General features: G+C 63.3%; 19 protein-coding genes and 4 pseudogenes. 9 read left to right on the top strand and 14 right to left on the bottom strand.

Annotation, left to right across the window (positions count from 1 at the left end; all coding sequences use genetic code 11):
• Window positions 1-103 precede the first annotated feature (103 nt).
• Window positions 104-895: a thermonuclease family protein gene (locus AB8Z38_RS13185; RefSeq protein ID WP_369725582.1), complete on the bottom strand. Its 792-nt coding sequence runs from the start codon at window positions 893-895 to the stop codon at window positions 104-106.
• A 204-nt stretch (window positions 896-1099) separates the two neighbouring features.
• On the opposite strand from AB8Z38_RS13185, the gene AB8Z38_RS13180 reads away from it, so the two are divergent.
• The 5 genes from AB8Z38_RS13180 to AB8Z38_RS13160 all read left to right on the top strand — a co-directional run bounded on the left by AB8Z38_RS13180 (window position 1100) and on the right by AB8Z38_RS13160 (window position 6957).
• A complete protein-coding gene (locus AB8Z38_RS13180) occupies window positions 1100-2698 on the top strand; it encodes a GMC family oxidoreductase (protein ID WP_369725581.1) in 1599 nt (532 codons plus the stop codon).
• Window positions 2699-2705: 7 nt separating this feature from the next.
• Window positions 2706-3155: a hypothetical protein gene (locus AB8Z38_RS13175; RefSeq protein ID WP_369725580.1), complete on the top strand. Its 450-nt coding sequence runs from the start codon at window positions 2706-2708 to the stop codon at window positions 3153-3155.
• An 87-nt stretch (window positions 3156-3242) separates the two neighbouring features.
• Window positions 3243-4262 carry a S1C family serine protease gene (locus AB8Z38_RS13170; protein WP_369725579.1) on the top strand — a complete coding sequence of 340 codons (1020 nt, stop codon included), beginning with the start codon at window positions 3243-3245 and terminating at the stop codon, window positions 4260-4262.
• A gap of 315 nt (window positions 4263-4577) precedes the next feature.
• Entirely contained in the window at window positions 4578-5279 is a 702-nt protein-coding gene (locus AB8Z38_RS13165; protein WP_369725578.1) for a cysteine hydrolase family protein, read from the top strand.
• A 10-nt stretch (window positions 5280-5289) separates the two neighbouring features.
• Window positions 5290-6957, top strand: coding sequence for a regulator (locus tag AB8Z38_RS13160; RefSeq protein WP_369725577.1), 1668 nt, complete (start codon window positions 5290-5292; stop codon window positions 6955-6957).
• Between the two features lie 55 nt (window positions 6958-7012).
• Here AB8Z38_RS13160 and AB8Z38_RS13155 read toward each other — a convergent pair whose 3' ends face one another.
• Together AB8Z38_RS13155 and AB8Z38_RS13150 are read right to left on the bottom strand one after the other, a co-directional pair.
• On the bottom strand, window positions 7013-8716 hold the full coding sequence (locus tag AB8Z38_RS13155; protein WP_369725576.1) for an alpha/beta hydrolase family protein: 1704 nt from the start codon (window positions 8714-8716) through the stop codon (window positions 7013-7015).
• 371 nt (window positions 8717-9087) lie between these two features.
• A complete protein-coding gene (locus AB8Z38_RS13150; protein ID WP_369725575.1) occupies window positions 9088-9717 on the bottom strand; it encodes a TetR/AcrR family transcriptional regulator in 630 nt (209 codons plus the stop codon).
• A gap of 36 nt (window positions 9718-9753) precedes the next feature.
• Between AB8Z38_RS13150 and AB8Z38_RS13145 the strand changes: the two are divergent.
• Both AB8Z38_RS13145 and AB8Z38_RS13140 read left to right on the top strand, forming a co-directional pair.
• Window positions 9754-10612, top strand: a pseudogene (locus AB8Z38_RS13145) (oxidoreductase).
• Window positions 10613-10666: 54 nt separating this feature from the next.
• Window positions 10667-11673 (top strand): annotated as a pseudogene (locus AB8Z38_RS13140) (NADP-dependent oxidoreductase).
• Between the two features lie 24 nt (window positions 11674-11697).
• On the opposite strand, the gene AB8Z38_RS13135 reads toward AB8Z38_RS13140, so the two are convergent.
• The 10 genes and pseudogenes from AB8Z38_RS13135 to AB8Z38_RS13090 all read right to left on the bottom strand — a co-directional run bounded on the left by AB8Z38_RS13135 (window position 11698) and on the right by AB8Z38_RS13090 (window position 20848).
• Window positions 11698-12522 carry a carbohydrate ABC transporter permease gene (locus AB8Z38_RS13135; RefSeq protein ID WP_369725574.1) on the bottom strand — a complete coding sequence of 275 codons (825 nt, stop codon included), beginning with the start codon at window positions 12520-12522 and terminating at the stop codon, window positions 11698-11700.
• Window positions 12519-13454, bottom strand: a complete 936-nt coding sequence (locus AB8Z38_RS13130; protein ID WP_369725573.1) for a carbohydrate ABC transporter permease — start codon at window positions 13452-13454, stop codon at window positions 12519-12521. Before AB8Z38_RS13130 ends, AB8Z38_RS13135 begins: the two co-directional genes overlap by 4 nt.
• Window positions 13451-14776 carry a sugar ABC transporter substrate-binding protein gene (locus tag AB8Z38_RS13125; protein ID WP_369725572.1) on the bottom strand — a complete coding sequence of 442 codons (1326 nt, stop codon included), beginning with the start codon at window positions 14774-14776 and terminating at the stop codon, window positions 13451-13453. The genes AB8Z38_RS13130 and AB8Z38_RS13125 overlap by 4 nt, the downstream gene beginning before the upstream one ends.
• A gap of 80 nt (window positions 14777-14856) precedes the next feature.
• Complete coding sequence (gene soxA, locus AB8Z38_RS13120) at window positions 14857-15636, bottom strand: sulfur oxidation c-type cytochrome SoxA (RefSeq protein ID WP_369725571.1); 780 nt, start codon at window positions 15634-15636, stop codon at window positions 14857-14859.
• Entirely contained in the window at window positions 15633-15953 is a 321-nt protein-coding gene (gene soxZ, locus AB8Z38_RS13115; RefSeq protein WP_369725570.1) for a thiosulfate oxidation carrier complex protein SoxZ, read from the bottom strand. The genes soxA and soxZ overlap by 4 nt, the downstream gene beginning before the upstream one ends.
• Entirely contained in the window at window positions 15953-16420 is a 468-nt protein-coding gene (locus AB8Z38_RS13110) for a SoxY-related AACIE arm protein (RefSeq protein ID WP_369725569.1), read from the bottom strand. The genes soxZ and AB8Z38_RS13110 overlap by 1 nt, the downstream gene beginning before the upstream one ends.
• Before the next feature lie 8 nt (window positions 16421-16428).
• Window positions 16429-16881, bottom strand: coding sequence for a sulfur oxidation c-type cytochrome SoxX (gene soxX / locus AB8Z38_RS13105; RefSeq protein WP_369725568.1), 453 nt, complete (start codon window positions 16879-16881; stop codon window positions 16429-16431).
• Window positions 16874-18155: pseudogene (locus tag AB8Z38_RS13100) on the bottom strand (FCSD flavin-binding domain-containing protein). The gene soxX and the pseudogene AB8Z38_RS13100 overlap by 8 nt, the downstream one beginning before the upstream one ends.
• Window positions 18156-18203: 48 nt before the next feature.
• Window positions 18204-20389: pseudogene (locus tag AB8Z38_RS13095) on the bottom strand (molybdopterin cofactor-binding domain-containing protein).
• Between the two features lie 9 nt (window positions 20390-20398).
• On the bottom strand, window positions 20399-20848 hold the full coding sequence (locus AB8Z38_RS13090; RefSeq protein ID WP_369725567.1) for a (2Fe-2S)-binding protein: 450 nt from the start codon (window positions 20846-20848) through the stop codon (window positions 20399-20401).
• 231 nt (window positions 20849-21079) lie between these two features.
• Here AB8Z38_RS13090 and AB8Z38_RS13085 point away from each other — a divergent pair, with 231 nt between their 5' ends.
• Window positions 21080-22699 carry a B12-binding domain-containing radical SAM protein gene (locus tag AB8Z38_RS13085; protein ID WP_369725566.1) on the top strand — a complete coding sequence of 540 codons (1620 nt, stop codon included), beginning with the start codon at window positions 21080-21082 and terminating at the stop codon, window positions 22697-22699.
• A gap of 10 nt (window positions 22700-22709) precedes the next feature.
• Here the strand turns inward: AB8Z38_RS13085 and AB8Z38_RS13080 are convergent, their stop codons facing one another.
• On the bottom strand, window positions 22710-24098 hold the full coding sequence (locus AB8Z38_RS13080; RefSeq protein WP_369725565.1) for an MFS transporter: 1389 nt from the start codon (window positions 24096-24098) through the stop codon (window positions 22710-22712).
• 492 nt (window positions 24099-24590) lie between these two features.
• Between AB8Z38_RS13080 and AB8Z38_RS13075 the strand changes: the two genes are divergently transcribed.
• Window positions 24591-25559, top strand: a complete 969-nt coding sequence (locus tag AB8Z38_RS13075) for an ABC transporter substrate-binding protein (protein ID WP_369725564.1) — start codon at window positions 24591-24593, stop codon at window positions 25557-25559.
• Window positions 25560-25622 lie beyond the last annotated feature (63 nt).

The following is a 25622-nucleotide window of genomic DNA, read 5'->3' as shown; positions in this document are numbered from 1 at the left end:
ATGCAGCAACTCTCGATAGAGTTCAATTCCGGATCAATACTGTCTCCAGCTACCCCCCTCACGAGCGCGTGAGGAGATTCGTCGCTTGAACCCTCGCTGACCCTTATTTGGGGCGGCGGCAATTGTAGGCTTTGCGGAAGCCTGCGGCCTGCGCGTCGTCCTCGGAGCAGAACCAACGGTCCGGCTTCGTGGTCGCGGCGTAGCTCGGGCAGCCCCTCAAATGGTAGATGCCGATGTTGCCGGTGACCCGCGCGCGCACCGCGAGCTTGCCCTTGATGCTGCAGCTTGGCGGCATCGTCAGGTCGTCCGGAAACAGCGCCGCGCGTATCTCCTTGTCGCGGTCCGAGCGGCAGGCGGCGCCCAGCAAAGGGCCGTCCTTCTTGCCGGTTCGGAATTCTTGCGGTGCAACAAAGCAGCCCTTCCAGATGCCGGCCGAGGCGGTCCTGGCGTCGGCGGCCGCCTGCTTGAGGTTGGCCTTGATCGGCTCGCGCGCGATCGCGAAGCCGAGCTTGATGAGCTGCTCGTTCAAGCTGACCTTGTCGCCCTCCGCCGTACAGATCGCCCGGTGCCGTTTGCCAAAGTTCTTCTCGGGGCCGACATCGTCGCAGCGCACGGAGCGTCCGCCGATCAGCTTCGATAGCTGGTCGCGGGCCTCGATGCCGCAGGTCCAGGGATCGGCGTGGTCATCGATGCAGACCTGGTCCAGCTCGGGTGCGTCGACGCCGTCGAGCCGGTAGGTGACGTCGCCAAGCTGGATCGAGTTGGCGTCCCGGACGGTCGCGGCTGCGGTCAGCGCGGAGGCTGGTCCGGACACGGCCAGAAATCCTGACAGCGCGAGACATGAAACGAGCGCGAACGCGCGGACGACGACGGCAAAGGAATTTCGGAAGGACATGCGGTCTCGCTATCGATGGCTCTTGCGCCTCGTTCCTAGCATCCGGAACCGGCAACACCAATGGTCTGCGCCCAGCGAAGTGCGACATACCAGTCTCGCGGCTTTACTCAGCCGTCGCTCTGATCCTATCGTTTGCGATAAGCCTTGCGAGCCGTGATGGCCGAATCGCCCGGAAAGCGGCGAGGGCGGGAGGACGATGTTTCGATGAAAGACCCCGTGGACGTCCTGATCATCGGCGCCGGCGCTTCGGGCGCCGCGGTCGCGTGGTCGCTGGCCGAGACCAAGATGCACATTCTCTGCCTGGAGCAGGGCGGCTGGATGAATCCGGCGGAATATCCGAGCACGGGCCGGGACTGGGAAGCCAAGTTCTTCGGCGAGTGGTCGTCGAGCCCGAACATCCGTGGCCGGCCTGAGGACTATCCGATCAACGACGACAATTCGCCCATCAAGGTCGTGAACTATAATGCGGTCGGCGGCTCGACGGTGATGTACACCGCGCACTGGCCGCGGCTGCACCCCTCCGATTTCAAGGTGAAGACCCTGGACGGCGTCGCCGAGGACTGGCCGATCGGGTACGACATGCTGACGCCGTTCTTCGAAGAGAACGACCGGATGATGGGCACCTCGGGGCTATCGGGCGATCCGCTGTCGCCGCTGACGCATCCGCCGATGCCGCAACAGCCGCTCGGGTTGTCAGGTGCGATCGTCGGCAAGGCCATGAACAAGCTCGGCTGGCATTGGTGGCCGTCCGATACCACGGTCGCGACCATGGACTATGAAGGCCGGGCGCGTTGCATCAATCTCGGCCATTGTACGCCCGCCTGTGCGCAAGGCGCAAAATCCTCCACCGACATCACCTATTGGCCGCATGCGATCCGCGCCGGCGTCGAACTACGCACTCATTGTCGCGTGCGGGAGATCACGACCGACGAGAACGGCATGGCTTCGGGCGTGGTCTATTACGACAAGGACGGCGTCGAGCAGTTTCAGCCGGCGCACGTCGTCATCATTGCCTGCAACGGCGTCGGCACGCCACGGCTGCTGCTGAACTCGGCGTCCGGCCGCTTCCCGAACGGCCTGGCGAATTCGTCGGGCCTTGTCGGCAAGAACCTGATGTTTCATCCCTATGCGCAGATCTACGGCTATGTGAAGGAGCCGACCGACAGCAACCGCGCGCCGCCGACGTGCCTGTGGAGCAAGGAGTGGTACGACACGGATTTGTCGCGTGGCTTCGTGCGCGGCTACGGCGTCCAGTTCGTGCGTGGCGCAGGGCCGGTGTTCGAGGCGGTCGTGAGTGAGCAGAAGGGCATTTTGCCGTGGGGCGCGGATCATCACCGCGTCTTCCGCAAGCTGAACGGCCATCGGCTCGGCTTTTCCGCGATCTGCGAGGACCTGCCGGAAGAGCACAATCGCGTCACGCTCGATCCGGTCCTCAAGGACAGCAACGGCATTCCCGCGCCCAGGATCGACTACACGATCAGCGAGAATAGCCGGAAGATGATGGACCACGCGCTTGCGCGCGGCCGCGAGGTCCTGGAAACTGCGGGCGCGACCGACATCTGCGTCAATGCGCCGATCCCGTGGGGCGGCTGGCACCTGCTCGGCACCGCGCGGATGGGTACCGACCCTGAACGTTCCGTGGTCAATGAATGGGGCCGCTCGCACGACGTGAAGAATCTCTTCATCGTCGACGGCAGCGTCTTCGTCACCTCGGGCGGGGTCAATCCGACCTCCACCATCCAGGCCCTCGCGCTCTACGTCGCCGACCAGATGAAGCAGCGCCTCGCCAATTTGTTCGATTGAGGCCGTCATGTCCGCAGACAATCCACTCACGCCGCGGCAGCATGACGATCTCCGCACCATCGCTGCGATGATCGTTCCGGCCAGCGACGAGCACAAGGTGCCCGGCGCGGACGACCCCGCAATCCAGACCGATATGCTGGTCACGCTCGGCCGCGACAGCGTGCTGGTGCGACAGGCGCTGGACCATCTCGCGCGGCTCGCCGGCCAGCCGCTCGCCGAACTCGATGCCGCCAGGCGCGATGCAGTGGCGCAGGCGTTTCGCAGTTCCGGTGGTGCGGCGGCCGCAACTCTCGTTCGCGTGGTGCTGCAATGCTATTACCGCGACGACCGCGTGCTGCGCTCGCTTGGGCTGGAGCTGCGCGCGCCGTTCCCCAAGGGTTATGTGCTGGAGGATGGCGACTGGTCGCTGCTCGACCCGGTGAAGGCCAGAGGCGGCACCCTGCGACGAGCACCCTAGCCAACGGTGTAGCCTTGTGCCCCCAAACCGGCCACTTGCGCGAGAGGAAACAGGCCACCATCTGTGTGAGCCTCAAGGAAACTTGCCATGTTGGATTTGACCTCAGACATCGCCGATGACGCATCGTCATCGCGAGCGGCGGCGGCTGCTCCGGTCGATCACCGGGCCCTGCTGGACGCCTATTCCAATGCCGTCATCGACGTGACCGATCGCGTCGGCCCTGCCGTCGTGCGCGTCGAGACCGGGCCAAAGGTGCCGAACGGCCGCGAGCGCGGCGGGCTCGGCTCCGGCATCGTGATCTCGCCGGATGGCCTCGTCCTCACCAACAGCCACGTGGTCGGCTCCTCCAAGGAGATCCGGCTGCGGGACGTCGAGGGCAATGTCGGCGACGCCAGGGTGCTCGGTGTCGATCCCGATACCGATCTGGCACTGCTGCGTGCCAACGGGGTGCGCGACTTGCCCTACGCGTCGCTCGGCAACTCCAAGACCTTGCGCCGTGGCCAGCTCGTGATCGCGATCGGCAATCCGCTCGGCTTTGAATCGACCGTCACCGCCGGCGTGGTCTCGGCGCTCGGGCGCTCGATCCGCTCGGTGAGCGGCCGCACCATCGAGGACGTGATCCAGACCGATGCGGCGCTCAATCCCGGCAATTCCGGCGGGCCGCTGCTGTCGTCGAACGCCGAGGTGGTCGGCATCAACACCGCCATCATCAGCGGTGCGCAAGGCATCTGCTTCGCGGTGGCCAGCAACACCGCGCAATTCGTGCTGTCGGAGATCATCCGGCACGGCTATGTCCGCCGCGCCTATGTCGGCGTCGCCGGGCAGACCGCACCGATCCCGCGACGGCACGCGGTGCTGGCCGGGGTCGACAACAAGATGGGCGCGCTGCTTGCCCAGATCGAGCCGGACGGGCCGGCGGCGAAAGCGGGCCTGCTGCCGGGCGACGTCGTGATCAGGCTCGACGGCGTCGAGATCAACGGCGTCGACGATCTGGTCCGCGTGCTCGACCGCGACCGCATCGGCCGGCGGCTCGCTATGGATGTGCTGCGGCTCGGCCGGCTGCGGGCGATCGACATCGAGCCCGTCGAGCGCAAGGCGGCGCGCTAGCGCGGAAGCTCCCCACGTCATTCCGGGGCGACGCGCAACGTCGAGCCCGGAATCCATGTCACCTCAATATTGCGGTCCGATGAATGTTCAGGTGCGCAATGCGCATCACCGCGGAAGAGAGTTCGCGGTCGCTCATCCTCTAGGCAAATGCCTGTCGCAAAGCCGTCGCACAGGGAATAAGCAGCCGTCAGGTCCCGGCGTAAGTTTCTGAGCACGCATGGGATTCTCCCCGCCGGGCGTCGGCTTGCAATTGTACACAATGGCACGGCGTTTGCAGAACTCCTCGCAAAGAGAGTTCTCGCGGAGGCCTGTGTTATGTTGAACTCGAGCAAGCCGACACAGGGCGTCATCAGCGCTGAGCCCGAGCCAATCAAGCTCGACTGGGCGAGCACCGCGCTCCTCATCATCGACATGCAGCGCGATTTCATGGAGCCCGGCGGCTTCGGCGAGACGCTGGGTAACGACGTCAGCCAGCTCGCCCGCGCAGTGAAACCGATCGGTGCGCTGCTGAAAGTCGCGCGCGACACCGGCATGCTGGTAATCCACACGCGCGAAGGCCATCTGCCCGATCTCTCCGATGCGCCGCCCGCGAAAGTCGAGCGCGGCGCGCCGAGCCTTCGCATCGGCGATCCCGGCCCGATGGGGCGCATTCTCGTTCGCGGCGAAGCCGGCCACGACATCATCCCCGAACTCTATCCGCTCGACAGCGAAGTGGTGATCGACAAGCCGGGCAAGGGCGCGTTCTACGCCACCGAGCTGACCGACGTGCTGGAGAAATACGGCATCGAGAACCTTCTGGTGTGCGGGGTCACCACGGAAGTGTGCGTCAACACCACCGTGCGCGAGGCCAACGACCGCGGCTATCGCTGCGTCGTCATCTCCGACGGCTGTGCATCCTACTTTCCCGAGTTTCACGAGATGGGCCTGAAGATGATCAAGGCCCAGGGCGGCATCTTCGGCTGGGTCGCAAGCTCAGCCGCAGTTCTGGAGGCAATGAAGATTTCCACATCAGTTTAGGGGCATCACCATGAGCACGAGTATGACGGGGACGGCCGGCAAATCTGATCTGAACACATCCGGGTTCAAGCCGGCACTATGGACGCCGGGCGACTGGAACGCCTTTTTCGGCTTCGGCACCAATATCCTCGTCAACATGCTGGTGCTCACGGGCCTGTTGCGCTTCGTGTTGAAGATGCCGGACAGTCTCGTGTTCGGCCGCATCCTGCCAGCGCTCGGGCTGATGATGTGCCTCTCCACTTTTTATTACGCCTATCTCGCCTATCGTCTCGCGCAGAAGACCGGCCGCAGCGACGTCTGCGCGCTGCCCTCGGGCGTCAGCGTGCCGCACATGTTCATCGTCACCTTCGTGATCATGCTGCCGATCACGATCAAGACCGGTGATCCCTTGAAGGGCTGGTCGGCCGGCCTGGTCTGGGTGTTCTTCCAGAGCTTTATCCTCATGATCGGCGGCTTCATCGCCCCCTTCATCCGAAAAATCACGCCGCGCGCGGCGCTGCTCGGCACGCTCGCCGGCGTCTCCGTCACCTTCATCTCGATGCGACCGGCGTTGGAAATGTACATGACGCCGCAGATCGGGCTGGTCTGCTTCGCCATCATTCTGGTGAGCTGGTTCGGCGGCGTGAAATATCCAAAGAGCATTCCGGCGGGCCTGATCGCGATCGCGGTCGGCATGATCATCGCCTGGGGCTCGAACCTGTTCGGGCTCAATCTGGGTGGATTGAGCGTCAAGGGCGTCGGCGATGCCTTCGCCAGTTTCGGCTTCTCGGTGCCGATCCCGGCGGTGGGACAGGTATTCTCCGGCTTCGAATTCCTCGGCGTCATCCTGGTCACGGCGATTCCGTTCGGCATCTATGACCTCGTCGAGGCCATGGACAATGTCGAGAGCGCGGAAGCCGCCGGCGACGAATATCCGACCACGCGCGTGCTCACCGCCGACGGCGTCGTCAGCCTGATCGGCTGCCTGATGGGCAATCCCTTCATCAACGCGGTCTATATCGGCCATCCCGGCTGGAAGGCGATGGGCGGCCGGATCGGCTACTCGGCTGCGACCGGCATCATGGTGGTGGTGCTGGCGTGGTTCGGCATCATCTCGGTGCTGCTAGCGCTGGTGCCGGTGGTCGCGATCTCGCCGATCCTGCTTTATATCGGCATGCTCATCGGTGCGCAGGCGTTTCAGACCACGCCGGTCAAGCATGCGCCCGCGATCGTGCTGGCGCTGACGCCACATCTCGCCGCCTGGGCCAAGCTCCAGATCGACACCATGCTGGGCTCGACCATGAATGCGGCTGCGACCGTCGGCGGCATGGCGGCCGACAAGGCCGACGCGGTCAAGGCCGCCGCGATCGCCGCCCTGCCGCAGCAGGGCGTGTTCTACCACGGGCTCGAGATCATGGGCGGCGGCTCCATCCTCGGCGGCCTGATCCTGGGTGCGATCGGCGTCTTCATCATCGAAAGCGATTTCGAGAAGGCTTCGGCTTTCGCGCTGGTCGGTGCGGTCCTGACCTATTTTGGCTTCATGCACGGTGAGGCGGTCGGTATCGGTGGAGGCTTCGGCGTCACACCATCTGTGGCTTTCGCTTACGCCGTGATGGCCGCAGGCTTGTACGTTCTCGGCCGGCGTAGCAGCGAGCACTATGTCTCGCGTGCGGAAATGCACGCGGCGCCGGCGGAGTAGAGCGGCCAACACATGAAACGCGGCCGGTGACGTCATATCGCCGGCCGCTTTTTCTTCAGACGACTCCCAGGTCAGACAGGATTTCGGACCCGGCGCGAACCTCATGGCTGGATCCTTCAAAATCCTCGCCGACTGGCTCACACGCTCCGCCCAAATGCCGCGCAAAGAACGCCTCGGCAATTGCGAGATGGGAGAGTTGATTGGGCGGCCTCTGGAATCCGTGTCCCTCGTCTGGATAGACGATGTAGGCCACCGGAATGTTCCGGGCTTGCATGGCGGCGACGATGGTGTCGCTCTCCGCGATCTTGCAACGAACGTCGTTGGCACCATGAAAAATCAGCATGGGCTTTTTGATGTTGTCGATCTTGTTGATTGGTGAGCGCTCGGCGAGCAGCTTGCGGCCCTCTTCGGTGCGGGGATCGCCGTAGCTGCGATACATGAATTCCGCAAAGCCGGCCCAATAAGGCGGCATCGATTCCAGTAATGTTTGCAAATTGGAGATGCCGACCACCGGCACCGAGCAACAGAACACATCCGGCGTGAAGGTCGCGCCGATGAAGGAGGCCAGGCCGCCATAGGATATGCCGAAGATCGCGACCTTGTCCTTCTCGGCGATCCCTTGCGCGATCGCCCAATCGACCATGTCGATGAGATCATCGTGCATCTTTCGCGCATGCTCTTTCTCGCTGGCTGCGACGAACGCCTTGCCGAAGCCTGTCGATCCCCGATAGTTGACCGAAAGCACGGCGTAGCCGCGGTCGGCCAGCCACTGGTGATCCCGGCGATAGCCGTAGATGTCGCGGCCCCACGGGCCGCCGTGGACGATGAGGACCATCGGCAACGGCCGGGGCGGGCGGTCGCCCTCAACATCCGCCGGTAGCGTGAGGTAGGAGACGAGCGTGAGCCCGTCGCGCGACTGGCCCTGCACTTCCTGCATCGGCGCCAGCCGGCATGGCTTGAGCTCCGGCCGGGCCGTGAACAGCTCGGTGAGTGTCTGCCCGTCGCGGTCGAGGAGATGATATGTGACGGGTCGATCTGGCGCGTGGCTAGCCACGATCCACCGCCCGCCATCGTCACTTTGGCTTTCGACGTGAAACGCATGGTCTGGCAGTCGGGCCTTGATCAGATCAAGCTCGCCTACGACTGCCGATGTTAAGGCCGTCCATTCCTGCCGGCCAGGGTCGATGCAAACCGCTTCCGGTTCGAAGGTCTTGGTATTGAAGATGGCGCCTGTCACGTCGGCGCGATCGCTTTGATACAGGACGCGTTCTTCTCCGGTCACCCAGTTGATCTGGAGCAGCGAAGCTTTGTCATTCTGCAGGCTTGAGCTCATGTGAAGGTGACTGCCCGAGGCATCAAACCTCCATGGCCGGGTGGTTATATTGGCCTCGAATGGCACGTCGAACCAATGTGTAATCTTTCCGTCTTCGAGGCGCCAATGACGCGAACCTCCATCAGGTGCATTGCCGCGCGCTTGACGCGGTTTCAATTGCCAGTCGAGTATCACGAAGGCGAACTCCTGCCGATTTTCCCAGATCAGCGAGCGTTCGCCGGTCCCGAGGTCAAGCAGAAAGATATCGTGCCATCGCGCGTCGCGATCGTTGAGGCCGATCGCGATCTTGTCGGGAATCATGTGTGACCAATGCGTCGGCATGGCCTGAACATTGGCGAATGGCGTCATATCCCTGAGCTCCTGCGTGTGGGGATCGACGACGAACAGGTGCAGATTCTCATTGCCGTTCTCGTCGTTGAGAAACATGATATAGCGACCATCCGGGCTCCAGGTCTGCCAATTGATTGGTCGGCCTCGGGTGCGCGTCACTGGCTGTCCTGCGGAGATGCTGTCGACTGGTGATACCCAGACGTTCAGAACGCCGTCGACGGGCGCAAGCCAGGACAGCCATTGGCCACCCGGCGACAGCTTTGCTCCAACGTAGGTCGGATTCCCAAACAGCTTCCGGCGCGGAATGAGGGGGCGAGCTGACATTGGCGTCTCTATCCCGTTCGCGTGCACAACCAGTACGGTTTATGTTTTTGTGTCACCTAAAGTAACGCTACGCTACGTAGCTTACGAGCACCCGATCTGTCAGTCAACTCCACGTAGAAACATCGGCGGCGCACGAGGCGCGATCAATCGCCCAACCGGTTTCTGGTCGCGCGCAAGATATCGTCCGACAGCTTGGGATCGTTCACGGCGCGGGCCAGCACGAGTGCCCCGACCAGAGCGGCGGCGATCGCGAGCGCCTTCTCTTCGCGCTGCCGCGGTTTTAGCGTCGAGGCGATGCGTCCACTCAACAGCCCGATCATGTCGCGCACGCCGGCGGTGAAACGCTCTCTCACACCGGCACTTTGGCGCGGCATCTCACAAGACAGAGCCGCGAAAGGACAACCGCTTCCCAGTTTGTCGCGATGTCCCGCCGAGAGGTATTCGGAAAAATAGTCGCCGAGCGTAAATCCGTCGGGCACCTCTCGCCCTTTGGCGATGATGGCGTGGGCGACCGCTTCCTCGACAAGCCGTTCCTTGGAGCCGAACTGACTGTACAGGCTGCCATGGGTCATCCCGGCGGCGTCGGCCAGCGCGTCCACCCCCATGCCGGAGATGCCGCGCTCTCGCATCAGGCGGGAGGCGGCCTCAAGGATACGCTCGCGATTTTTGGCCGCCTGTTCCTTTGAAACGCGCATGTCGCAAATCCTTGATTCCGGACCTTGACAATTATAATGGCGATCGTCATGTATATCAATAGTTACGATCGTAATCAAAGCAGTTCGGGGCTGGCACCCTTACAGGAGAAGCTCGTGAATAGGATCAACACAAGGGTCGCTCTCGTTACCGGCGCCTCATCAGGCATCGGCGAAGCCACCGCGGAGCGGCTCGCGAAAGCCGGTTACAAGGTCTACGGCACCAGCAGACGAGGCGCACAGGCCGGCCGGCGGCCGTTCGAGATGCTTGCCCTCGATGTGACCAGCGATGAATCCGTTGAAGCGGCTGTCGGCGAAGTGATGCGGCGCGACGGCCGCATCGATCTGCTCGTGAACAATGCCGGCTTCGGCGTTGCGCCTGCCGGAGCGGAAGAGAGCTCGATCGATCAGGCTCGATCGATTTTCGAGACGAATTTTTTCGGACTGGTCCGGATGACGCGTGCCGTCGTGCCTCACATGCGACGCCAGGGGAGCGGTCGTATCATCAACATCGGCTCCGTGCTTGGCTTTCTGCCGATGCCTTATGGCGCGCTCTATGCCGCGACCAAGCACGCGGTCGAAGGTTATTCCGGAATCGCTCGACCATGAGCTGCGGACGAGAGGCATCCGGGTCTCGGTCATCGAGCCTGCGTACACGAAGACGTCCTTCGACGCGAACTTCATGGAGCCGGACGCCAAGCTCGAGGAGTATCGCGAGGCTCGCGCGGGCGTCATCAAGCGGGTGAACGAGGTGATGACAACGGCCGAGCACCCGGAGGTCGTGGCCGACACCGTTCTGAAAGCGGCGAGCGCAACGCATCCGAAACTCCGCTACGCGGCCGGCAAGCTTGCGAACCGCCTGCGGCTGCTTCGCAGATTTGCCCCCGCTAGTCTGGTGGACGCCGGGATCCGCAAAGACCTGCGGCTCGATACTGTAGCCGCATCGCAGCCTGCGCGCGCCGTCCGCGCGTTCTGACGGCAGGCGGCACTTGCTCACATCCGAGACCCGAAAAACCGCACATAGGCAAACATGCGAGCACTCGTCCTAAAGCGTTATGGCAGGCCAGACCAGGTCGCGTTCGCGGATATGCCTCGGCCGGTGCCGAAGCCGAACGAGATTCTCGTTCAAGTCCGCGCGGTCGGTTTGAACCCGATCGATAACATGATTCCGAAAGGAGCCTTCAAGCCCATTCTTCGGTTTCAGCTTCCGGCCACGCTGGGTAGCGACCTCGCAGGTGTAGTAGTGGAGATCGGAAGTCGCGTCACCCGCTTCAAGCCGGGCGATGCCGTGTTCGCCAGCATCTTCGACCTAAGCGGCACGGGTGCTCTCGCTGAGTTCGCAACGGTGCCCGAGAATGTGGCCGCGCTCAAACCGGAAAATCTGGACTTCGCGCAGGCGGCCTCAATGCCCATGGTGGGACTAACGTCCTGGCAAGCGCTCAAGGAACGAGCACGGCTGCAGCCCGGCCAAAAGGTATTCATCCCGGCAGGTGCGGGCGGCATTGGGACTATCGCGATTCAGCTCGCGAATTATCTTGGCGTGAAAGTGGGGACGACCACGAGTACCGGAAACCTGGATCTTGTACGGAGCCTTGGAGCCGATGAGGTGATCGACTACAAGAAGCAGCAATTTGAGGATGTTCTGCGCGGCTACGATGCGGTGCTGGGCACGTTGAAGGGCGACACAATCGAGAAATCCCTTCAGATCTTGAAGCCCGGGAGCACAATCGTCTCCCTCGTCGGACCACCCGACGCGGCGTTCGCTCGCGCCCGCGGCGGATGAATGTCTTCATGGTGTTTCTGTTCGGCTTGCTGAGCCGCAAAATAATTCGGCGTGCCAAGGCTAGCCGTGTGGCGTATTCGTTCCTGTTCGTACACCCGGACGGCAGCCAACTCGCAGAGCTGGGCAAGCTTCTCGGGGCTGGGCACGTCCGGCCGGTGATCGACAAGGTCTTTGCGTTCGAACAGGCAAAGGAGGCGCTTGCATATCTCGAGACGGGGCGAGCCAAGGGAAAGGTCGTCGTGCAGGTCGGGTAAAGGCCCGATCGGGATCAGCAGCGATCATCCGCCCTTGACGGCACCCGCAGTTAGCCCGGCGACGATCTGTCGCTGGGCCAACACGGTCAGCAGCAGCACCGGGAAGGTGACGATCAGCGCGGCCGCGGCCAGCGGGCCCCAGCTCAGCTGGTCGAACGAGATCATGTTGTAGACGGCAACGGGCAAAGTGCGTGTCTCCCGGCCCGCCAGCACAATACCGAAGACGAAATTGTTCCAGGAGAAGATCACCGCGAGGATGAAGGCAACCGCGATGCCGGGTTTCGCGATCGGCAGCGCGACATGCCGAAACACCTGCCAGCGCGTGGCGCCGTCAATGAACGCTGCTTCTTCCAGCTCCAGCGGCGTTGTCTCGAAATAGCCGATCATGATCCAGATCACGATCGGCACGGTCACCACCAGATGGATGATGATCTGCGGCACCAGAGTGCCGAGCAAGCCAAGCCACTGGAACAGCAGAAACAGCGGGATCAGGTAGGACAGTCCCGGCGTGATCCGGGCGATCAGGATCACGATCGCGGATTTATGCGCAGCCATGCGCGCGATGCCGTAGCCGGCGGGGACACCGGTGAGCAGTGCAAGCACGGTCGCGCTGCCGGTCACGATCACGCTGTTGATGAAATAGGTCAGGAAGCGATTGGAGGCGAGCACGTCCGCATAGTTCTTCCAGGCGAAATGTTCGGGGATGAACACCGGCGGGTAGGCGGCATTGTCGATCTCGAATTTGAGCGACAGCGAAGCCATCCAGAGGAAGAACAGGATCGCGGGCGACACGATGACGAGCACCGCGAACCACAGCCCGATCCGGCCGAGAAGGCTGCGCAGGTTCATGCCCCGTCTCCCGTCTCGGTCCACAGCATGCGCTGGCGGAAGTAAAGCATCACGGCGGCCAACACGACGATCAACAGGAAGAAGATGACCGCGATCGCCGAGCCATAGCCGATGTCGTAATAGGCGAAGGCGACGCTATAGAGATAGAGGTTGATGGTCTCCGACGCCGAGCCGGGCCCGCCCTGGGTGATTGCGAAGATGATGTCAAAGCTCTTCACCGCGTCGATCATGCGGATCATGCCGGCGATGAACAAGAATGGCATGATCAGCGGCAGCGTGATGAAGCGGAACACCTGCCAGAAATTGGCGCCGTCGATCTGCGCGCTCTCGTAAGGTTCGGTCGGTATGGCAGCGAGGCCGCCGAGCACGATCAGCATGACGAGGGGTGTCCATTGCCAGGTCTCGACCAGGACCAGCGACGGGATCACCGTTGCCGGATGAAACACCCAGAGCTGCGGCGGGATCCCGACCAGCGACAGCAGGTAGTTCAGCACGCCGAGCTGCGGATGGAACATCATTGTCCAGACCAGCGCGATCGCGACGGGCGTCGCCATCATGGGCATGATGAAGACGCCGCGCAGGAAGCCGCGGCCGGCAAATTTCTGGTGAAACACCACCGCCGCGAGCGTGCCCAGAACCAGCGGCAGCAGCACCGAGAGAAAAGTGTAGACCATCGTGTGGCCGACCGCCTCGATAAAGCGGGGATCACTGGGTAGCCGCAGATAGTTGGAGAGCCCGACGAAGGTGGTCGGCGCGCCGACCTTCCACTCGTTCAGGCTCATCCAGATCGTGAACAGCCACGGGAAGATGATGATGGCGAGCACGACGACCAGCGCCGGCACCACGAAGGGCCAATAGGACGGCGGACGCAATGGCTTATCCGCCGCGGCGTCTCGCGCCGCGGCCGGAGACGTCTGTGTTATCACGCTCACGCTTTTTCGCTGCGCTCCAGGATCGGGCGGAATTGCTCGTGCGCCTTCTTCAGCTCCGTCGCGGGATCCGCGCCCGACAAGGTCGCGGTCAGTGCGGCACCGACGAGGTCGCGGAATTCGGCGACCGGAATCACGACGGGCAGTCCGAGCTTGCTGATCTTGCCGGAATCGATCACCGATTGCAGCCACTCCTTGGGCATCTTCACGCCCTTCTGGACCTCGGCATCGTTCAGGATCGAGTTGCGGAACGGCACGCCACCGCCGGCCTGCAACAGCCGAGCGCCCTGCTGCTTCGAGACGATCCACTGGCACAGCAGATAGGCCGCTTCCTTGTTTTTACTCGCGGCGGCAATACCGACGCCGTCGCCATAGGTGGCCGAATACTGCCCCTTTGGTCCGGCCGGGACCACGGTATAGCCGACTTTGCCGACCACGCGCGAGGCGGTCGGATCCTCGAGCGGCGGCGCCCAGCCGACACCGTCGATCCACATCGCCGAACGTCCTTGTGTGAAGGAGGCCATCGACTCCATCCAGTTGAAGCCGGCAACGCCGGGAGGTGCCGACTTCGTCAGTAGCGTCTGGTACAGCTTGGTCGCGGCAACGGCTTCCGGGCCATCCGTCAGGATGTTGCCTTTCGCATCGAGGAATTCACCGCCGTAGTCGAGGAAGAAGTTGCCCCACAAGGCCATGTTGGCGTTGCGCAAGCCGCGCCCGACGAACCCGAAGGTGCCTTCCTTGGCGTCGGTAAGCTTCTCCGCGGCCGCAACCATCTCATCGAGGGTCTTGGGGACGGCGACACCCTTTTTCTGGAACAGCTCCTTGTTGTAGTAGAGAATGAAATAGTCGACCGACCAGGGCAGTGAGAGCATCTGGCCCTTGTCGTTCTTGGCGTATTGCAGGCCGGCAGCCGAGAAATCGCTCTCGACCAGGTCGGGCGCGGTCAGCGTCGGATCCTTCATGAAGGGGGTCATGTCGGCGAGCCAACCAGCCTTCTCGAACTGGCGCTTCTGCACGTGATAGCTGACATGGACCACGTCGAAGCTCGGTCGGCCCGAGGTGAGCTCGATGACGCACTTCTGGCGCTGCTGCTGCTCGGGAATCTGCTCGGATTCGACCTGGATGCCGGTGAGCTCGGTAAATTCCTTGACGTATTTTTGTAAGTTATCGCCACGCGGTCCCTTGGCGAGGATCACCTCTAGTTTGGTCCCGGCGTATTTCTTCCAATTCACCTCGGCGCGCGCGGGAAGCCCGGTGAGGCTGAGCGCGCCTGCCGCCGCCGTCCCCGCCAAAAGCGTGCGGCGCGAGATCTTATGGTCAACCACTGTATTCCTCCCAATGACTCATTTTCTTTGGGGGGATACTAGCGTCCGTGCCGCGCCTGCCTAGCCCTAATCTCTGCGGATCACGGTCGCACAGCCGGCGTCTCCATTGGCATGCCGCGCGCCCGTGACATCAGATAGAGCTCGAGCGCGACAAGTTCGGGCGAACCATAGTCGTAGGCCTGGGCGCGGACACCGCTCATGCAGCTGCGCAGCCGCCGCTCCAGTGATCCCAATGTCTGCCATTCCAGCCGATAGAGCGGGTAGCCCGTCGGCTGTCCTTGGGTGATCGGCGCCCCCGCGAGGCGCTTGTCAAAGTTGTCGTCGTGGCAATTGGTGCAGGCCAGGTTGAGCTGGCCCTCGCGCTGCATGAAGAGGTCGCGGCCCTGTTGGAGGAAAGGCTTTGCTTGCGGATCATCGCCCGCCGTGATCGCGACGCCGCGCGACTGATGCGCGACGAAGGCGGACAGCGCCAGCAGGTCGCGGCTTTCGTAAGGCAGCGGTGCTGCTTCCTGATGATTGGCGCGGCAGAGATTAATGCGCTGATCGATCGTGACAGGCCGTCCGAACGCCTTGTCGAAAGCGGGGTAGCGCGCCGCGACGCCGTTCATGCTGGTCCGAGCGTCGCCATGGCAGTCCGCGCAGGCTTTGTCGGCGTTCCCGGCTTTCTTGGTCCATAGCGCTTCGCCCTCGATCACGAACAGCATGCCGGGATTGGAGCTGTCGTCGTCCTGGATCGCGCGCGTTTCGGGCCCCATGAAGGCATAGCCGGAGCGGCGTGCCTCCAGCGGAATCTCGCCGGCGAGCAGGGCGGGGGTCGTGGCGAACAGGGCCGCCACCGCTATTGCGCGCCAGAAAGTCATTCGACCGTGATCGATGCCGATGCGGTGGACGAATAGCCGTTGTCGCCGATCCATTCGAACTCGAACCTGCCGCTCTCCTTCGCAACCGTGAAGAAAGACAAGTAGGGATTGGCCGCGATCGCGGGAAACAGATCGGCGCGAAAGATTTCGGTGCCGTTGTAGCGGCAGATGAAGCTCGTGATGATGTCGCGTGGTACGAGCGCGCCGTCCATCGTGTGCCGGAAGCCGGTTTCCATGATGTGCGAGGTCAGCGTGCGGATCTCGATGATGTCGCCGCGTTTTGCGCGTGCGGGAACGTTGATGAGGGCTGCGGCCATCAGTTTACCTCTTCGGTGCAGGCAGCCAGCGTCACGACGACATCGACTGTGACCTGCCAGAAGGTGTCGTCGGAGAGGCGGGCGATCGCGACCACCTTCTGGGTGTCGGCCAGCCGGATCCTGGTCGAGACCTGGGCGTGACCGGCCCAGGGGCCGAGATGGAAATTGCCAATGTTCGGCTGCGGGTTCTTTTCGTTAAATACATGGATGCTCTTGACGTAGTCCTCCGCCGTCATCGGGCTTGCAACACTGATCGTCATCGGGACCGTATTGCCGTTCTCGACCAGCGGCGGAATGTCGAGCTTGACCTTGCCTGTGCGGATCGGCGCTTCACCGACGACATTGCGGATCGCGCTGTTGAGCATGGCGGACGTGGCCGCGAGCGGCCGCAGCGTGACGACCGGAATCGTCCCGGCGGCCGTGACGCTTCCTGCGAGCGTCAAAAACTGTCGTCGCGTGGTTCGCATGAACAGTCCTAGTCCCGAAGCGTTGCAAGGTAGGCCACGATGTCCTCGATCTCGCCGGCCGATAGTATCGGCTTGCCGGCAAAATTGCGCCCGACGCGGATGAGCCCGTCCGTGCGGTAATAGGACGGCATGATGGTCTCAGCGTTGAAGCGCGACGCATCCACCAACCGAAGCCGCAACTGGCTCGTCGACCAGCGGTTCCCCGCGCCCGTGAGATCGGGCGCGAGATCGCCCTGGAACCGTGTTTCCGGGAACGGCCCGGAATGGCAGAGGATGCAGGTCGTGGTGCGTGCCAATACCAGAGCGCGGCCACCTGCGGCATCGCCGGGCGCGCCTGTCAGCGATTTCGGAATGCCGTCGCCTACGATCTTGTAGGGCGTGGACACCTGCGCCGCCGCATCGACGGCGAATGCGAAGCTCGCTGCGATCAACACGGCGATACGGAAAATCGATCTAGCCAAAGGTGTCCGCCGTGATGGTTTGAAACCAGCCCTCCGCCTCGGCCGCCTCGCGGGCGCGCAGCTCGCGCGGCGCATCGACAGGGCTGGTCGCGCCGCCCTCGACTTCGGCAAAGATGTCGCCCCTGGGCTGATAGTTGCCGGCGAGCGAGAAGCCGTAACCGGGCGCGACGGTGTTGTAGCAGACGCCCGTGAGCCGTGGCACCTCTGGCGTGCGGCCTGCGAGGAGGCTGGCGATCGCGCCGGCGCAAGCCTTGCCTTGCGCGCTGGCGGCCGAGGCTGATTTGGGAATGCCGCCGCCGAGGCAGGCGTCACCGATCACGTGGATGTTCGGGATGAGTTTCGACTCGAAAGTGACGGGATCGATCGGGCACCAGCCGGTCGCATCCGCAGCGCCGGCGAGCTCGGCGATGCGTCCGGCGCGCTGCGGCGGAATCACATTGGCGACGTCGGGGGTGTAGTTGCCGAACTCGGTGATGATGGTTCTGGTCGAGGATCCACGGAAGTGACGCGGCCGCCTTGCGACAGCGCCACCCGCTCGATCATGTCGCCATAGAGCTCCTTCCACGCCTTCTCGAACAGCCGCTGCTGTGAAAAATTGTCCTTGGCATCGAGGATCAGGACCTTCGAGCGCCGCTTGTTCGTCTTGAGATAATGCGCGATCAGGCTGGCGCGTTCGTAAGGCGCGGGCGGGCAGCGCGAGGATTGGCGGGGATCGCAATCGCGACCGTGCCGCCGTCGTCCATCGCTTCCAACTGCCGGCGCAGCAGCGCTGTCTGTGCACCGGCCTTCCAGGCGTGCGGCATCGTTTCCGACGCGGCTTCGTCGTAGCCAGGCAGCGCCTCGACATGAAAGTCGATGCCGGGTGATAGCACGAGACGGTCGTAGGGCAGGGCGACGCCATCGGCTGTCGTAACGCTGCGCTGCTGCGGCTCGATGGTGGTCACGGCTTCGCCGATCACGATGACGCCCTCGGCGGCAATTTTGTCATAGCCAAACTGCTGCGCTTCGAGATCACGCAGGCCCGCAATCACTTCGTTGCTGAAAGGGCAGGAGGTGAAGACCGGGTTGCGTTCGATCAGGATGACCTGAAGGTCCTGCTGCACACGCTTCAGCGCACGGGCGCAGGCCGCGCCGCCAAAGCCGCCGCCGACCACGACGACGCGGCCTGCGGATTGCGCACGCGAAAGCGAGGGCCCCGCCAATGCGGCCGCCGCTGCGGTGATGCCCAGTAAGGCGTTCCGCCGTGTCACCGGGCGCGTGGTCATCAGGATCATCCAGACAAGAGGCTGCGACGGCATTCTTGCGCCGCCGCAGCCGATCTCTCAAGCGAAGGTGATGTTCTGGTCGCGCAGCGGCACGGAGCGGATGCGCTTGCCTGTCGCCGCGAAATAGGCGTTGAGCACCGCGGGTCCGGCAACGCCGATGGTTGGCTCGCCGACGCCGCCCCAGAAGCCGCCGCTCGGCATCACGATCGACTCCACCTTCGGCATCGCAGCCATCCGCATCGAGTCATAGGTGTCGAAATTGGTCTGCTCGATGGCGCCGTCCTTGACGGTGCAGCCGCCGTAGAACAGCCCGCTGAGGCCGTACACGAACAGAGCCCGCAATCTGGCGCTCGATCTGGGCTGGATTGACGGCGTAGCCCGGATCGGTCGCCGCGACGATGCGATGCACCTTGATCTTGGTGCCGTCGGTCACCGAGATTTCCGCAGCCGCCGCGACGTAGCTGCCGTACGAGGCGAAGTGCGCGAGCCCGCGGAAGACGCCCTGCGGCGGTGGCGTGCCCCAGCCGATCTTCTCGGCCACGGCCTCCAGCACTGCAAGATGCTTCGGGTGGTCCTTCATCAGCTTGCGCCGGAACTCCAGCGGGTCCTGGCCTGCCGCCTGCGCCAGCTCGTCCATGAAGCATTCGACATAGATCGCATTCTGGTTGACGTTCACACCGCGCCAGAAGCCCGGGATGATGTGCGGGTTGCGCATGGAGTGCTCGATCAGGAGATTGGGGACCGAGTATCCGAACGGCGCATCACCCTTGGCATTGAGGCCGGCGAAAGTCGCGGGATCCATGCCGTTGACCAGCGCTTCCGGCCGCAGGCTTGCAAGGATCGACTGGCCGGAGATCCGCATATGGAATGCCGTCAGATTGTTGTCGGCATCAAAACCCGCGGTCAGCTTGCATTGCGTGATCGGATGGTAGCGGCCATGCGTCATGTCCTCTTCGCGCGTCCATAGCAGCTTGATCGGCGTGCCCGGCATCTGCTTGGCGATCAGCACCGCCTGCCGTACGTAGTCGGTCTGGCCCCGCCGGCCGAAACCGCCGCCCAGCAGCAGCTTGTTAACGTCGCATTTCTCGGCCGGAAGCTCGGACGCTTCCAATGTCGCAGCGAAGGCCGCCTCGCCGTTCTGCGTGCCGCACCAGACCTCGCACTTGTCCGCCGTGTAGAGCGCGGTGGCGTTCATCGGCTCGAGCGTGGCGTGGTTCTGGTAGGGATAGTTGTAGGTGGCTTCGATCGTCTTCGCCGCGCCGGCCAGTGCTGCCTTGGCGTCGCCGTTGGAATTGCCGACATAGGCCGGGCCGCTGTCGAGGCCTTCCGCCAGCCACTTTGCGATCGAGGCGCTCGAGACCTTCTTGTTCTCGCCTTCGTCCCAGACGATCGGCAGTGCATCGAGCGCGCTCTTGGCGTGCCAGAAGGTGTCGGCCACGACCGCCACCGCGCTCTCGCCGACCTTGACGACCTTCTTCACACCCTTCATGCCGGTGATCTTGGCTTCGTCATAGCTCTTCAGCTTGCCGCCGGTGACGGGACAATCCTTGATCGCGGCGTTGAGCATGCCCGGCAGCTTGACGTCGATGCCGTAGACGGTAGTGCCGGTGACCTTGTCCGGCGTGTCGAGCCGCTTGACGCCCTTGCCGATCAGCTTCCAGTCCTTGGGGTCCTTCAGCTTGACGTCGGCGGGCGGCGCTAGCTTTGCTGCGGCCTCGGCAACCTTGCCGTAGGTCGTGGTCTTGCCCGACGGCGTATGGGTGATGACGCTGTTGGCGGCCGTGCATTCGGAGGCCGGCACCTTCCAGTCATTGGCCGCCGCCTGGATCAGCATCATGCGCGCGGTGGCGCCGCCCTTGCGCACATAGTCGTGCGAGGCGCGGATGCCGCGGCTGCCGCCGGTCGAAAAGTCGCCCCAGATGCGCCTGCGGGCGACGTTCTGTCCGGGCGAGGGGAATTCAGTCGTGACCTTCGTCCAGTCGCATTCGAGTTCCTCGACGACGAGCTGGGCGAGGCCGGTGAGCGAGCCCTGACCCATCTCGGAGCGCGCAATACGGATCACGACGGTGTCGTCGGGCTTGATCACGACCCAGGCGTTGATCTCCAGGCGATCCGTCTGCCGCGCGGACCACGGCCGGGCCGCCGAAGGGAAGATCGAGGCCGATCGCCAGGCCAGCGCCGAGCGCGGTGCTGCCTATGACGAAGGCGCGGCGATTCATTCGGGGTGAAACATGCTTGTTCATGGCAGCTCCTTACGCGCTTGCGATCGTGTGGATCGCTTCGCGCACCTGTTGGAAGGTGCCGCAGCGGCAGATGTTGGTGATGGCCTCGTCGATGTCGGAGTCGGTCGGTTTCGGGTTCTCGTTCAGGAGTGCCGCAACCGCCATGATCATGCCGCTCTGGCAATAGCCGCATTGCGGAACGTCCTGGGCGATCCAGGCTTCCTGCACCTTGTGCAGCGTGGCGCCGGAGGCGAGCCCCTCGATCGTGGTGATCTTCTTGCCCTCGGCCTCGCTGACCGTGACCCCACAGGAGCGCATGGCGACACCGTCCATGTGAACCGTGCAGGCGCCGCATTGTGCAATGCCGCAGCCATATTTGGTGCCGGTCAGGCCAGCATTCTCGCGGATCGCCCAGAGCAGCGGGGTATCCGGCTCGACGTCGAGCGAGAAGGTTTTTCCGTTGATTGTCAGGTTTGCCATCGCAAGTCCCCTAGATTGGCCCAATCCATCGATCGGACTCGCGCGCAATGTGTCCGGCAAACCGGAACTGTTCAAATCAACAGTCTGAGGGTGGCAGCCGAAGATTCGCCCCGCCAGTGCCGCGGTCTGGGGCGACATCAAAGCTTCAGCCGCGAGCGACGGTTTGTTCCTTTTCTAGGGGTGCAACACGGAGATGCTCTGCTACACTGGGTCGAAGCCAAAAGGGGTTCCATGAAAGTGCAGCGGCGTTGCAACGTACTGATGCTCTATCCGCTGTTCACGGCGGAGTCGTTCTGGAGCTTTGGCGAGTCCTGCAAATTGATGGGTGTCCGACGCCCGGCTGCGCCCTTGGGCCTGATCACGGTCGCAGCGATGTTGCCCGAGAGCTGGACGGTCCGGCTGATCGACTGCAACACGCAAGCCTTCGGCGACGACGATCTCGCCTGGGCCGACGTCGTCTTCACCGGCGGAATGCTGCCGCAGCAGGCCGACACGCTGCGCCTAATCGAGCTATGCCGCGCCGCGGGCAAGCCGGTGGTGGTTGGCGGTCCCGATCCGACGTCCAGTCCGCATGTTTACGAACGGGCCGACTTCCGGGTGCTCGGTGAGGCCGAAAGCGTCCTCGACGAATTCATTGCGGCTTGGGACAGCGGCGCGCGGTCCGGCGTTTTCACCGCGCCGAAATTCCAGGCCGACGTCACCAGGACGCCGGTGCCGCGTTTCGATCTGCTGAAATTCGAGGACTATCTCTATCTCGGTGTGCAATATTCGCGCGGCTGTCCGTTCACCTGCGAGTTCTGCGACATCATCGAGCTCTATGGCCGCGTGCCGCGGACCAAGACGAATGAGCAGATGCTGATCGAGCTCGATACGCTCTACAACATGGGCTATCGCGGCCATCTCGACTTCGTCGACGACAATTTCATCGGTAACAAGAAGTCGCTCAGACTGTTCCTGCCGCAACTGGCCGAATGGCAGCGCGCGCACGGCTATCCCTTCGAACTTTCGACCGAGGCCTCGGTCAACCTCGCCGACGATCCCGAGCTGCTGGAGCTGATGGGTGCGGCCAATTTCTTCGCCGTCTTCGTCGGCATCGAGAGTCCGGATCCCGCGACGCTGGTCGCAATGCGGAAGAAGCAGAATACGCGTCGCAACATCGCCGAGAGCATCCACAAAATCTACGCCGCGGGCATGCTGGTCACCGCCGGCTTCATCGTCGGCTTCGACAACGAGAAGGTCTCGATGGCGAATGCCATGGTCGACTTCATCGAGGAAGCCGCTATCCCCGTCGCCATGGTCGGCCTGCTCTATGCCTTGCCGAACACGCAGCTCACGCGCCGCCTCGCCACGGAAGGCCGGCTGCATGCGGACCACGATCTGGCATCGACCACGGGCGGCGACCAGTGCACCGGCGGCATCAATTTCGATCCGGTGCGGCCATTGCGCGATATCCTGACGGACTACAAGACCGTGCTGGAGCGCGTCTATAGTCCGGCCGCCTATGCCGGCCGTGTCGACAAACTGATGATGTTGCTCGACCGCTCCAGGCAGCGCCACGAACTCACCGAGGGCGACATCCGTGCCAAGGTCGGCGCGATGGAAACCGTGCATCGCGTGGTCACCGCCATTCCCGAGGCGCGCGGCCCGCTCTGGCAGACCTTCATGAACTGCGCCAAGCGCGACACGTCATCGGCGCGCATCGCGGTGCAGATGATCGCCGCCTATGCGCATCTCGGACCGTTCTCGCGCAAGGTCATCGATGCCATCGATGTGCGTTTGGCCGAGCTGGACGATCAGACGGTGGTCCCGCCGGCGACTGCCGACGCACCGGCAGCGCGGCACCTCGCTTGACCTGACGGTTCTATTTCACCGCGAGCCGCAAAAAGCTCATCACGCTGCCGAGCGCGCCGAAGCCTGCGCCCAGCGCCAGCGCGACTGTCGCGCCGTTATGGCCGGCCACGGCGAAGCAGGCCGCGGCGAGCGCCGCGCCCGTGGTCTGTCCGATCAGGCGCGCGGTGGCGACGATGCCCGAGGCGCTGCCGCTGCGATGTGGCGGCGCGCTTGACATCACCGCCTTCATGTTCGGCGCCTGGAAGAAGCCGAAGCCCATGCCGCAGATCGCCATTCGCCAGATGATGTCGGGAATGCCCGGATTGGCCGGCAGCATCGCGAGCAGGGCCATGCCCAGTCCGAGCAGCACCAGCCCAATGCCGCCCAAAAGGCCGGCCGCGTAGCGATCGGACAGGCGGCCGGCGATCGGCGCCATGATCCCGACCACCAGCGGCCATGGCGTCATGAAGAAACCGGTCTCGACCTGCGAGCGCCCGAGCACATCCTCGAAATAGAACGGCAGCGAGACGAAGGCGAGGCCCTGGACCGCGAAGGAGCAGACCGCAGTCGCGGCCGACAGTGCGAACATCGGCCGGCTGAACAGGTCGATCGGCAGCATCGGTGCGGGATGGTCGGCGTGACGGCGCATCAGGACGAAGCCGAGTACCAGCGCCGCGACCAGCTCGATCGCCACCATGGCAGGCGACAGATTATGCGCGGCGCTGCCGATCCCCGTGATGAACAGGCCGAGGCAGGCCGAGGCGAGGGCGGCGCCGACAAAATCGAATCCGTGATCCGCGCGCGGCGTCTTCGGCAGCATCGCAAACCCGATGCCGATGGCGACGAGGCCGAAGGGGATGTTGACCGCGAACAGCCACGGCCAGGGACCGACCGCGAGGATGGCGGAGGCGATCGAGGGTCCAAAGGTGAAGGCGGTCGCGACCACCATCGCGTTGTGGCCGAAGCCGCGGCCCTGCATCCGGCCGGGATAGACGAAGCGCACTAGCGCGGTGTTGACGCTCATGATGCCGCTCGCGCCGAGGCCTTGCAGCGTGCGCGCCACCAGCAGGCTCTCCAGCGACCAGGCGACCGCGCAGAGCAGCGATGCCACGGTGAACAGGATCAGGCCGCCGAGATAGATGCGCTGGTGTCCGACGATCTCGCCAAGCGCGCCGAGCGGCAGCAGCGTCGCGACCAGTGCGATCTGATAGACGTTGACGACCCAGACCGATTGCTCCGGGCTGACATGCAGATCGGCCGCGATGGCGGGCAGCGCAATGTTGGCGATCGCGGTATCGAGCGAGGCCATTGCCAGCGCGGTGAAGATCGCGGCAATGGCCCAGCGCCGCCGCTCCGTCGGCAAGCCATCGGACACTGTGCGTTCGGGCTCGCGCGCGGCGGCAGGTAACGTCATTGTCATTGCCTGCGTGTGCTCCGGCGGCTGGGCTTCGATGGTCTGTCCGGCATGTACTATGCCCAACGCTGCTTCCACAGGCATATGGTTGCATGCTGTGTATGCGCGAAGATCAGACGATCGCGCCGGCTGCGGTATGCGGTCGGGCATGCGAGCCTGAGCCCTCAAAACAAAAAGATCGAAAACAACCCCATGCACAGTAGAAGCAGCCTTGATCGGTAAGGGATTTTCGAATTGTGCCGTGACAACATTCTTCACCGCGACGATGTTGACTCGTCGGGCAAAACACCGGCACGATGTGATCCTGGCAAAAAGGCTGGTGTGTGCGCTTGAACGCGCAATGTCCGCCGCCGGAGATGGGAGCGGCCATCGCATATGGGGCCAATTTCTCTGTGGCGATCCTTCGAGACGCCCGCCTTTGGCGGGCCCTCAGGATGAAGACCGGGTGTGCGGCAGCAGACTACATTCAATCGGCACCATCCGCTCAGGAGTGAGGAATTGAAGCGCCGCGACGTCATCGTGTTGCTGGGTTTGTCGATGGCATCGCCAGCCGCAGCGCAGATGCCGCAGCCGACTTTGGGATTGCTCAGCTTCAGCGAATTGGCGGATTGGGCCATCAAGCCTTTTCGGGCCGGTCTCGAGCAGGGTGGCTACATTGAAGGCAGGAACCTGACGATCGTCTATCGTTCGGCGGAGCAGCAGTTCGACCATTTGCCGGCTTTGGCGGCCCAGCTCGTAGAGAGCCGGGTGTCTGTTATCTTTGCGACCGGCTCGCCGGTGCCTGCGCGAGCGGCGAAAGCGGCCACGACGTCGATTCCGATCGTCTTTGCCTATGGCGGCGACCCGGTCGGCGACGGTCTTGTTGCGAGCTTCAGCCGTCCTGGAGGCAATGTCACCGGCGCAACCTTCATCGGCACCGAGCTCGTGTCGAAGCGGATGGGCATTTTGCGTGAAATCATGCCCGAGGTTTCAGATGTCGCGTTGCTGGTGAATCCCAAAGGCACGCTGGCCGATGTGCAGATCAAGGAGGCGACAGCCGCAGCTCAATCCCTGGGATTGACGCTGCATGTCGTGAATGTCTCCAGCGAGAGCGAGTTCGATGAAGCTTTCGCGACGATGCGCAAGTTGAAGGTAGGAGCATTCCTGTCCAGCACCGATCCTCTGTTCGGATTCAGTGGCCGCAATCTGCACATCGAAAAGGGACTTGGAGCCGGGATACCGCCCATTTGCGTAGGAAACGTCGATGTCGCTGACGGATGCCTGTTCAGCTACGGTCCCAACCTGTCGGACACGTGGCGACAGGCGGGTGTCTACGTTACGCGCATCCTCAAGGGTCAAAAACCCGCTGACTTGCCGGTCGTACAGCCCACCAAGTTCGATCTCGTCATCAATCTCAAGGTCGCTCTTCAGCTCGGCATCCATGTTCCGCCGACGCTGATCGCTCGTGCCGAGCAGGTCATCGAATGAAGGCGGGGGCGCGGTGCGGTGTTGGCGCGAATAGCCGATCGCTTCTATGACGCGATGTCAGAT

This window comes from Bradyrhizobium sp. LLZ17 (assembly GCF_041200145.1).
Lineage (GTDB): Bacteria > Pseudomonadota > Alphaproteobacteria > Rhizobiales > Xanthobacteraceae > Bradyrhizobium.
The sequence above is the reverse complement of the archived record's forward strand: the minus strand, read 5'-3'. Positions and strand labels throughout refer to the sequence as shown.